Below are 9,323 nucleotides of genomic sequence, written 5' to 3'. Positions count from 1 at the left end.
AGATGAAACCGCCGGGTGCAAATGTGGCAAGGCAAATCGCCGAACCTGCCTCTGCACCGGCGGATTTAACTTGTTCAAAACTACAAACCCTGAAGAAGCGCGCAGATTTCGTGCGCGCCGCAAAAGCTGTGCGCTTGCCCTGCACGGCTTTTTTGTTACAAGCGCGACAGCGTGGCCCCGATACGGATAAGGGGGTCCGCGTGGGCTTCACTTGCTCCAAGAAACTGGGAAATGCGGTTGCGCGCAACCGCGCCAAGCGCCGTTTGCGTGCCGTCGCACGTGATGTCATAACACACCAAGGCCGTGACGGCTGGGATTATGTGCTGGTCGGTCGGCCTGGCGCAACTGTCAGCCACAACTTCGCGGCAATGTGCGTGGACCTTCAGCGCGCGCTGGACAAGCTTCACGGAGGCACGTCATGACACCGCTGGCATGGGTCGTCTCGCTACCAGTGCGGTTTTATCGGGTCGTGTTCAGCCCTTGGGTTGGGCATGGCTGCAGGTTTCAACCCACCTGTTCGGCCTATGCGATGGAAGCGTTGGAACGGCATGGCGCGATAAAGGGCACATGGTTAACAATCCGCCGCATCGGGCGCTGCCACCCCTTGGGCAGTTCTGGCTATGACCCTGTTCCCGAGCGCCCTGCAAAGGCGGGTGCACAGCCTGACCCCCAGCGCGACGACGGAAAAAGGTGACGGTTCATGCTTGATGAAAACGCAGATATACCGCTGATTCTGCAAAATGCCCCCGACACGACCGAGTTTCGCAAGCTGCGCAAGCGCATTATCCGTGAAACGCGTGCCGTAATCGACCAATATGGCATGGTGGAACCCGGCGCGCGCTGGCTGGTCTGTCTGTCTGGCGGCAAGGACAGCTATACCCTGCTGGCTGCTTTGACAGAGTTGAAATGGCGTGGCCTGCTGCCGGTCGAATTGCTGGCCTGCAACTTGGATCAGGGCCAGCCCGGCTTCCCGGCAACGGTCTTGCCGGAATTCCTGACGCGGATGCAAATTCCCCACCGGATCGAATACCGCGACACCTATTCTGTCGTCATGGACAAGGTGCCCGAAGGGCGCACCTATTGCGCGCTGTGTTCGCGCCTGCGGCGCGGCAATCTGTACCGAATCGCCCGCGAAGAAGGATGCTCTGCCGTGGTGCTGGGCCATCATCGTGACGATCTGCTGGAAACTTTCTTCATGAATCTGTTTCATGGTGGCCGACTGGCCACGATGCCGCCAAAGCTGGTGAATGAAGAAGGGGATCTTTTTGTGTATCGCCCCCTCTCCTTTGTGTCCGAAGATGACTGTGACCGTTTTGCCCGCGCCATGAATTACCCGATCATTCCCTGCGATCTGTGTGGCAGTCAGGACGGATTGCAACGTATGCAGGTCAAGGCGTTGCTGAATGACTGGGAAAAGCGTATGCCGGGGCGGCGCAACGTAATGTTTCGCGCGCTTATGAACATTCGCCCCTCGCATATGCCCGACCCCGCGCTTTTCGATTTTCTTTCCCTTGAAACTGCGCCAAACACCGGCACGAACAAAAAAACGCCACCGGTTTTTGACGCGATGTGATGTCGCGCATTCGGGAAACAGGGTAAAATCGCTTGACCTTTGGGCGGGGCTTCTGTTGAACCGGGCGCGACCCCAGATGTGACAGGATACGGCCTTCTCATGGACGAACAGAACCGCAATCTGCTATTGGCTTTCGCCCTCAGCCTTTTGGTGCTCGTGGCATGGATGTGGATGTTTCCACCCCCAGAACCTACCCCACAAGACGCAGCCGATATAGCCGAACTGCCCGTTGCGGCGGGTGGCGAGGCACAGACAATGGCCCAGGCCGAGCAAGTCGAAATCGACGAGGACCTGCCCCGCATCGAGATTGATACGCCCCGCCTGACGGGATCAATCAACCTGCGCGGTGGCCGGATTGATGATCTGTCGTTGAAAGACTACCGCGAAACAGTCGATCCCGGTGCAAGCATTGTGCAACTGCTCAAACCAGAAGAGCAGAACGAAGCGTTCTACGCGCTTTATGGCTGGCGGCCCGGTCGCGACATGAGCTGGGATGAAGTGCCCGGCGCCAATACCCCTTGGGAGTTGGTAGAAGGCAACCGCCTTGCCCCCGGAATGCCGGTCACCCTGGCGTGGACAAATGTGTCCGGTCTGCGCTTTACCCAGCGTTTCGAGATTGACGAGAACTATATGTTCAGCGTCACTCAAGGTGTCGAGAATACGGGCGATGCAACCGCGCGCATGGCGCCCTATGGCCTGATCTCACGTCATGGAGAGCCATCGGATCTCGAAAATTTCTTCATCAGCCATGAAGGGTTTATCGAAGTCGCCGATGGTCGCCTGAACGAGGATAAATACAGGGCAGTGCGCGATTTCCGCGTCAGCGAGCGCGAAAACACCAATGCCCGTATCACCGAAGTCGCCGAAAACGGATGGCTTGGCATATCCGACAAATACTGGATGGCCATGCTGATCCCGCAGCCGGGGCAGGCCTTTACGGCAGTTTCTCGCTATATCCCTGCGCGCGATGTTTATCAGGCGCGTGCAGACCTGCCGACCCTGACAGTGGGGCCGGGCGAAAGCGATCAGGTGCAAACCATGCTGTTTGCCGGTGCCAAGGAATGGACCGTCATCCGCAACTATGAACGCGAGCGCGGTATTGACCGGTTCATCGACGCGATTGACTGGGGCTGGTTTTTCTTCCTGACAAAACCCATCTTTGCGACGCTGTATTTCATCAATGGAATCATCGGCAATATGGGCTGGTCCATCGTCACGCTGACGCTGCTGATCAAGGCCGTTTTGCTGCCGCTGGCGTGGAAGTCCTATGTCAGCATGGCCAAGATGAAGGAACTGCAACCCGACATGCTGGCCATCAAGGAGCGTGCGGGCGACGACAAGCAGAAGATGCAGCAGGAGATGATGAAGCTGTACAAGGAAAAGAAGGTGAACCCCGCTGCGGGCTGCCTGCCAATCCTGTTGCAGATCCCAATCTTCTTCTCGCTCTACAAGGTGATCTTCGTCACGCTGGAATTGCGCCATGCGCCATGGTTCGGGGTGTTCAACGACCTGTCCGCACCGGACCCGACCTCGATCATGAACCTGTTCGGCCTGCTGCCCTGGGCAGCACCGCATCCGGACAGCATTCTGTCGCTGGTTTTCATCGGCATCTTGCCAATCTTGCTGGGCGTGTCGATGTGGTTGCAGATGAAGCTGAACCCAACCCCCACAGAACCGATCCAGCAGGCGGTCATGACCTGGATGCCGTGGATCTTCATGTTCATGCTGGGCTGGTTCGCCTCGGGGCTTGTGCTGTACTGGATCGCGAACAACGTGATCACCTTTACGCAGCAATACACGATCATGGCGATGAACGGCTCGCGGCCTGATCTCTTGGGCAATATCGGCGTCAAGAAAAAGAAGAAGACCTGACAAGATGGGATGGCGGCTTTCGCATATCTTCCGCCATCCCATAAAGGCGCATGGGCGAGAGGAATTGCCCTCGGTCAATCTGACTGAGGGCAAATGCCTGCCCTATGACCGCCACTGGGCCGTGGCGCATGAAGCAGCCACCCTGATGCCCGGCTGGAACGCCTGCATGAACTTCACGCGCGGGGCCAAGACCCCCGCGCTTCAGGCCATCAACGCACAGTTTGATGAGGCGTCACAGCGCCTGACCCTGACCCACCCTGCGCTGGAGGCGCTTAGCTTTGCCCCCGATGACAGCGCCGGACAGGCCGCATTTCTGGACTGGGTGCGCCCGCTGATGGCAGTGGGGCGCGCACAACCCGCGCGTCTGGTCACGGCTGGGCGCGGCATGACCGACACGGATTTCGAGTCTGTCTCGATTCTGAACCTGTCCTCCAATCGTGCGTTGGGTCAACGCATCGGCATTGATCTGGGGCTGGACCGCTGGCGCGGCAATTTATGGCTTGACGGTCTGGCACCTTGGGAAGAATTCGACCTGATCGGACGAGAACTTCAGATCGGGGCAGCACGCCTGAAGATCGTCGAGCGCATTGGCCGCTGCCGCGCAACCATGGTGGATTGCGCAACCGGCAAGATTGATGTGAACACGCTGGACGCGCTAGAACAAGGCTATGACCATACAGATTTCGGTGTTTATGCACGTGTTACCCGCACTGGCGTAATTCGTGCCGGCGACACGGTGGAGATTGTTGAATGAACACATTGCCCTTCCCCGTTGCCGAGGAGCCGGATGCCTTTTCGCTGGAAGCAGGCCGCAAGCTGCTGACCAGCGAGGTGGAGTTTCTCAAAGGTGTTGTGGCAATGGACGGGTTGCCCCCGTCAGACCGGCTGGAAGTCTGCTTTGCGGGCCGTTCCAATGTGGGCAAGTCCAGCCTGATCAACGCGCTGACAGGACGCCGCGCAATTGCGCGCACATCGAACACGCCGGGGCGCACGCAGGAAATCAACTATTTCACGGCTGGCGACAGCCACTATCTGGTGGACCTTCCGGGCTATGGTTTCGCAAAGGCACCATTGCCCGTTGTCGAAAAATGGCAACTCCTGCTCAAAGCCTATCTTTCAGGCCGCGCCAATCTGCGCCGCGCCTTTCTGCTGGTCGATATGCGCCACGGGGTAAAGGACGTGGATGCAGAGATCATGAAATTGCTGAACCAGTCGGCGGTCACCTTTCAGGTTGTTCTGACCAAGGCTGACAAACTCAGCGCTGCTGAACAGGAAAAGACGCTCGCGCAGGTGCGCGCCGCCCTTGCCAAGCACCCTGCTGCCTACCCGGAACTTGTCGTGACCTCGTCCGAAAAGGGCGCAGGTATTCCCACCCTGCGCGCGATCATCGCCGGACTGACCTAATGAAGAAGCAACGCCCCATGACCCAGGACTGGTTTGCCACTGCCCGGACATTGTCCGAGGCCCTTCCCTACCTGCAACGCTATGCGGGTGCGATTGTTGTCATCAAGTTTGGTGGCCATGCGATGGGCGATGCAGAAGAAATGGCCAGTTTCGCACGCGATGTGGTGCTGATGCGTCAGGTCGGCGTAAACCCGGTCATCGTGCATGGCGGCGGGCCGATGATCAATGACATGCTGGGCAAGCTGAACATCCAGTCCGATTTCGTGCGCGGCAAGCGCGTGACCGATGCAGCCACGATGGAAGTGGTCGAAATGGTGTTGTCGGGCGCGGTCAACAAGCGCATCGTGCAGGCCATTCAGGATGAAGGCGGGCGTGCGGTCGGCCTGTCGGGCAAAGACGGCGGCATGGTCACATGCGAGGCAGATGACCCCGAACTGGGCCTTGTGGGCCGCCCGGTCGAGGTGAACACGGATCTGCTGCACCACCTGTTTACCGGCGGCTTCATTCCGGTGATCGCCCCCTTGGGCATGGGCCGTCAGGGTGAGACATTCAATATCAATGGCGATACGGCCGCTGGCGCCATCGCTGGCGCACTGAAAGCGGATCGCCTGCTTTTGCTGACCGATGTATCCGGCGTGAAGGATGCCCAAGGCGAAGTTGTCACACAACTGACGCCCGCCCATGTGCGCGAATTGACAGAAGCGGGCGTGATCGCTGGCGGAATGATCCCCAAAACCGAAACTGCACTGGCCGCGATCACGGGCGGTGTGCGCGCCGTCGTCATTCTGGATGGTCGTGCGCCCAATGCTTGCCTGCTGGAATTGTTCACCGAGCACGGCGCTGGCAGCATCATCCGCGACAGCGCCCCACAGATCACGCCGCAAGGGTAGCCAGATGGTCGGGCTGGACCAGATTGACGATCTGGCACGGCCCCATGCTCTGGCCGTTATGGGTGCGTTCCACAAGGGGGCCGCGCCGCTGCCTGAGGGTGTCGAAACCCTTGTGATGCTGGGCCCGCGTGAACCGGGTTTCTGGGCGCATTTTACCCAAAGCCCCGAGTATTGTGACACATTGCCCGACCCGATGGACCGCTGGTCACGCCGCGTTATCGATCGGCTGGCCGACAGCCTTGATGCACACGCGTTTTTTCCATTCGCAACAACACCGCCGCATCCCTTTTACACTTGGGCCAAGGCCACAGGTCGCGCATGGTCTTCGCCGGTGCAGTTTCTGGTGCATGATGTGGCTGGCCTGTGGGTGTCCTATCGCGGCGCTCTTGGTTTCGCAAACCGCCTCAACCTACCCCCTCCCCCCACAGAAAGCCCCTGTACGCATTGCACCAAGCCCTGCTTGACCGCCTGCCCTGTGGACGCTTTGACACAGACGGGCTATGAGTTGACGGCCTGTCATGCATATCTCAACACATTTTCTGGACAAGAGTGCATGACTGGTGGGTGCGCTGTGCGCGCGGCCTGCCCGATTTCTTGCAATTATGGCCGCAACCCCGCACAATCTGCGTTTCATATGAGGCAATTTCACACATGACCATGCGACTTGTCCTGACCCGCCACGCGAAATCCGACTGGGACAACCCTTTGGAAACCGACCATCAACGCGGGCTGAACGCGCGCGGCAAACGCGCCGCCCCGTTGATTGGCCGCTGGCTGACCGAGAAGGGCTATGTGCCACAAGAAGCGCTGGTCTCGGATGCCACCCGCACGCGGGAGACTTGGTCGCTGTTAAGTGCCAACTGGCCGCAGATCCCTGTGCGCTTTGATCCAGCATTGTATCACGCCTGCCCGGATGTCATGTTGCGTGTTTTGCGCAGCGCCAAGGCGCAGACCATCCTGATGATCGGCCACAACCCCGGGATCGCAACGCTTGCCGCGCTGTTGTTGCGCAAACCCTATACACATTCGTCCTTCAGCAGGTATCCCACCTGCGCAACTCTGGTTGTGGAATTCGATGCAGAAGACTGGTCAGCAGTGGGTTATGACAAAGGCGTTGCGCTGGATTTCATCGTCCCGCGCGAGTTGGAATAGCTTATGGCTGCAAGGCGAAATACAGCCGTGCGGCATCCAGAAACGCCTGCTTGCGCCCGGCAGTCAGGGCATCGGCGATCTCGTCGCGCCCCCACTGCTCTGCCTGCCATTCCTCATCAACGCGCGACGCGTCCCATAAAGCCTCTGGCGTGTCAAACCGGTCCAGCACAGCCAGCGCGATAATCAACGACCCCGTCATCGACACAAGGTCATGAAAAGCCGTCAGCTCAAATACGCTGAGGCCTTCGACATCAGAGCGCATGCTTTCGAGCAAGGCGGATGGCTGCGCCGCGTGGACAATGCCTGTGCGTACATTTGGCCGCAGCCCGTAGCGATGCGCCGCCCAGTCCACCAGCGGGTCCCATGCACGCGCTTCACGCGCGATCAGCGCCTCCGGCCCTTCGGCCCTGTAACACACCAGATCGCTATCGCCGTAAGCCGCAAACAATTCTGTCACTTCTGCGCGCGCGACAGCGACCTTGTCGATGGCGGAATTTGCAGCACGGGTGATCGGCATTGCATTCGGATCAAGAACCTTGTCCTGCGCCTGAAACTCCGCTGCAATCAGCGCCGCCACCGCTTCTGTCGGCACGACCAAAACAGCCTTACCGGGTGTTTTAACAGGCCGCCCATCCAGCGTTACGGTAAACCCGCCCTCTGCCGCGCAAACCTCTGCCTGCGCCCAGAACCGCTTTTTCGCCCAACCACTCATGCTGCCCTCTCATTCCAGATTTCCGCCAATGCTGCGGGCAAGGCGCTGAAGTGGTCGATCACGCGCGCGCCCAGCCTGTTGGCCGGGTGGTAGCCCCAGCTTACGCCCAAGGCATGAACGCCTGCTGCGCGCGCCATCTCCATGTCATAGGCTGTATCCCCGACCATCACCGTCTGATGCGGTGCGACACCCGTTTCACGCAAACAGGCATGCAACATGGACGGGTGCGGTTTGGAAGGGTGGTCATCGGCAACCTGTGTGGTGACAAAACGCCCCTCCCAGCCATGCGCCGCCATCAGATGCACCAGCCCACGCCGCGATTTGCCCGTCGCAATCCCCAACATGACGGACCGATCTTTTGCAAGATGATCCAGCACGGCAAGCGCACCCGGGTAGAGCGGGGACAAGCTCTGTGCGCGCATTGTGGCATAGGCCTCCTTGTAGCCATCAACCAGCTGTGCCCGCTCGTCTTCTGTCATGTCAGGGGCCAGCCGCACCATTGCCTGAGGCAATGATAACCCGACAATCTCCAGCACAGCCGCGCACTCTGGCGGCTTCAAACCAAGCCTGCCAAAAGCCTGCGCCATAGCCCCAAGGATCTGGGCCTGACTGTCCACCAGCGTGCCATCAACATCAAATACCACCAGACGCAAGATCAGCTATCCCCGTCAAACGGGTCGGCAGGCGCATCGCGCGGGTCCCAGCCAAACAGTTTCCAGCTTTCGGCCATATGCTCCGGCAAAGGGGCGGTCAGTTCCAACATTGCCCCTGTGACCGGGTGCTCCACCCGCAGGGATCGCGCGTGCAGATGCAGCTTGCGGCTGACCTCGCCGCCTATGCCTGCACCCCAGCCATCGCCAAGATTCTCCTGCGCCGAGCCCCCATATTTCCCATCGCCCATGATCGGATGGCCAATTTCGGCCATATGCGCGCGCAACTGATGCGTCCGCCCCGTGATCGGGGACAGGGCCACCCATGCAGCGCGCCCGCCAAGGCGTTCCAACACTGCAAAATCGGTCGTGGCACGCTTGGCCCCCTCGACCTGATCCACTTCTGCCGGGTGAATACAGCGCATTTTCTCATTCCCGCGCGTACCAGCCTTGACCAGCCCGTAACGAATGGTGCCCTTCAGTGGCTGTGGCACACCTGCCACCAGCGCCCAGTAAATCTTGCGCGTCTCGCGGTGCCGAAAGGCCTCGGCCAGCCTGCGCGCCACGCGCGGTGTGCGCGCCAGCAACAACACGCCGGATGTGTCCTTGTCCAGCCGGTGCACCAGAACCGGGCGCTCCTTATAGTCGAACATCAACGCTTCGCTCAGCCCGTCCACATGGCGGCTGCCTTGCCCGCTGCCGCCCTGGCTTGGCAATCCGGCAGGCTTGTTCAGCGCAATGATATGCTGGTCTTTCCAGATCACGGCGGACTGGATCATCCGCGCGTCACTCACGCTATAACCAGGCTTGGGGCTGGCAAGGGCCGGCATGCTGTCGGGCAAAGGCGGAATGCGCACCTGCTGTCCGGCCTCGATCCTGCTCGACGCCTTGACGCGCGCGCCATCCACGCGGATCTCGCCCTTGCGGCAAGCCTTCTCGATCAGCCCCTGGGTCACCTGCGGGAACTGGCGCTTCAGCCAGCGATCAAGCCGCTGCTCGCCCTCTTCTGCCCCGACTTGTACAACCTGAACCTTGCTCATCTTCATCCCCGTCTTTCTCGCCCTCAATTC

12 protein-coding genes are annotated in these 9,323 nt (G+C 59.8%); 9 read left to right on the top strand and 3 right to left on the bottom strand.

Going from position 1 to position 9,323, the window contains the following annotated elements; all coding sequences use genetic code 11:
• Nucleotides 1-2 precede the first annotated feature (2 nt).
• The 9 genes from rnpA to EV660_RS14765 all read left to right on the top strand — a co-directional run bounded on the left by rnpA (nt 3) and on the right by EV660_RS14765 (nt 6,891).
• Nucleotides 3-422 carry a ribonuclease P protein component gene (rnpA, locus tag EV660_RS14805; protein ID WP_071479273.1) on the top strand — a complete coding sequence of 140 codons (420 nt, stop codon included), beginning with the start codon at nt 3-5 and terminating at the stop codon, nt 420-422.
• Complete coding sequence (yidD, locus tag EV660_RS14800; RefSeq protein WP_071479272.1) at nt 419-694, top strand: membrane protein insertion efficiency factor YidD; 276 nt, start codon at nt 419-421, stop codon at nt 692-694. The genes rnpA and yidD overlap by 4 nt, the downstream gene beginning before the upstream one ends.
• A gap of 6 nt (nt 695-700) precedes the next feature.
• Complete coding sequence (ttcA, locus tag EV660_RS14795) at nt 701-1,573, top strand: tRNA 2-thiocytidine(32) synthetase TtcA (RefSeq protein WP_071479271.1); 873 nt, start codon at nt 701-703, stop codon at nt 1,571-1,573.
• Nucleotides 1,574-1,672: 99 nt separating this feature from the next.
• Nucleotides 1,673-3,445: a membrane protein insertase YidC gene (gene yidC, locus EV660_RS14790; protein ID WP_071479270.1), complete on the top strand. Its 1,773-nt coding sequence runs from the start codon at nt 1,673-1,675 to the stop codon at nt 3,443-3,445.
• A 4-nt stretch (nt 3,446-3,449) separates the two neighbouring features.
• A complete protein-coding gene (locus EV660_RS14785) occupies nt 3,450-4,199 on the top strand; it encodes an MOSC domain-containing protein (RefSeq protein WP_071479269.1) in 750 nt (249 codons plus the stop codon).
• Nucleotides 4,196-4,849 carry a ribosome biogenesis GTP-binding protein YihA/YsxC gene (gene yihA, locus EV660_RS14780; RefSeq protein ID WP_071479268.1) on the top strand — a complete coding sequence of 218 codons (654 nt, stop codon included), beginning with the start codon at nt 4,196-4,198 and terminating at the stop codon, nt 4,847-4,849. Before EV660_RS14785 ends, yihA begins: the two co-directional genes overlap by 4 nt.
• Before the next feature lie 17 nt (nt 4,850-4,866).
• The gene (gene argB, locus EV660_RS14775; RefSeq protein ID WP_100319238.1) at nt 4,867-5,739 is read left to right on the top strand and encodes an acetylglutamate kinase; all 873 of its coding nucleotides are present in this window, start codon (nt 4,867-4,869) and stop codon (nt 5,737-5,739) included.
• Nucleotides 5,740-5,743: 4 nt separating this feature from the next.
• Nucleotides 5,744-6,394 carry a ferredoxin gene (locus tag EV660_RS14770; protein ID WP_071479266.1) on the top strand — a complete coding sequence of 217 codons (651 nt, stop codon included), beginning with the start codon at nt 5,744-5,746 and terminating at the stop codon, nt 6,392-6,394.
• Complete coding sequence (locus EV660_RS14765) at nt 6,391-6,891, top strand: SixA phosphatase family protein (protein WP_071479265.1); 501 nt, start codon at nt 6,391-6,393, stop codon at nt 6,889-6,891. The genes EV660_RS14770 and EV660_RS14765 overlap by 4 nt, the downstream gene beginning before the upstream one ends.
• A gap of 1 nt (nt 6,892) precedes the next feature.
• Here the strand turns inward: EV660_RS14765 and EV660_RS14760 are convergent, their stop codons facing one another.
• From EV660_RS14760 to EV660_RS14750, 3 genes are read right to left on the bottom strand one after another with little or no spacing between them, the layout of a single operon-like run.
• Nucleotides 6,893-7,603 carry an ATP12 family chaperone protein gene (locus tag EV660_RS14760; protein WP_071479264.1) on the bottom strand — a complete coding sequence of 237 codons (711 nt, stop codon included), beginning with the start codon at nt 7,601-7,603 and terminating at the stop codon, nt 6,893-6,895.
• Nucleotides 7,600-8,247, bottom strand: a complete 648-nt coding sequence (locus EV660_RS14755) for an HAD-IA family hydrolase (protein ID WP_311638542.1) — start codon at nt 8,245-8,247, stop codon at nt 7,600-7,602. The genes EV660_RS14760 and EV660_RS14755 overlap by 4 nt, the downstream gene beginning before the upstream one ends.
• Before the next feature lie 11 nt (nt 8,248-8,258).
• Nucleotides 8,259-9,293: an RluA family pseudouridine synthase gene (locus tag EV660_RS14750; protein ID WP_071479392.1), complete on the bottom strand. Its 1,035-nt coding sequence runs from the start codon at nt 9,291-9,293 to the stop codon at nt 8,259-8,261.
• Nucleotides 9,294-9,323: the final 30 nt, after the last annotated feature.

It is taken from the genome of Roseinatronobacter bogoriensis DSM 18756 (genome assembly GCF_004366635.1).
Taxonomy (GTDB): Bacteria; Pseudomonadota; Alphaproteobacteria; order Rhodobacterales; family Rhodobacteraceae; genus Roseinatronobacter; species Roseinatronobacter bogoriensis.
The sequence above is the reverse complement of the archived record's forward strand: the minus strand, read 5'-3'. Positions and strand labels throughout refer to the sequence as shown.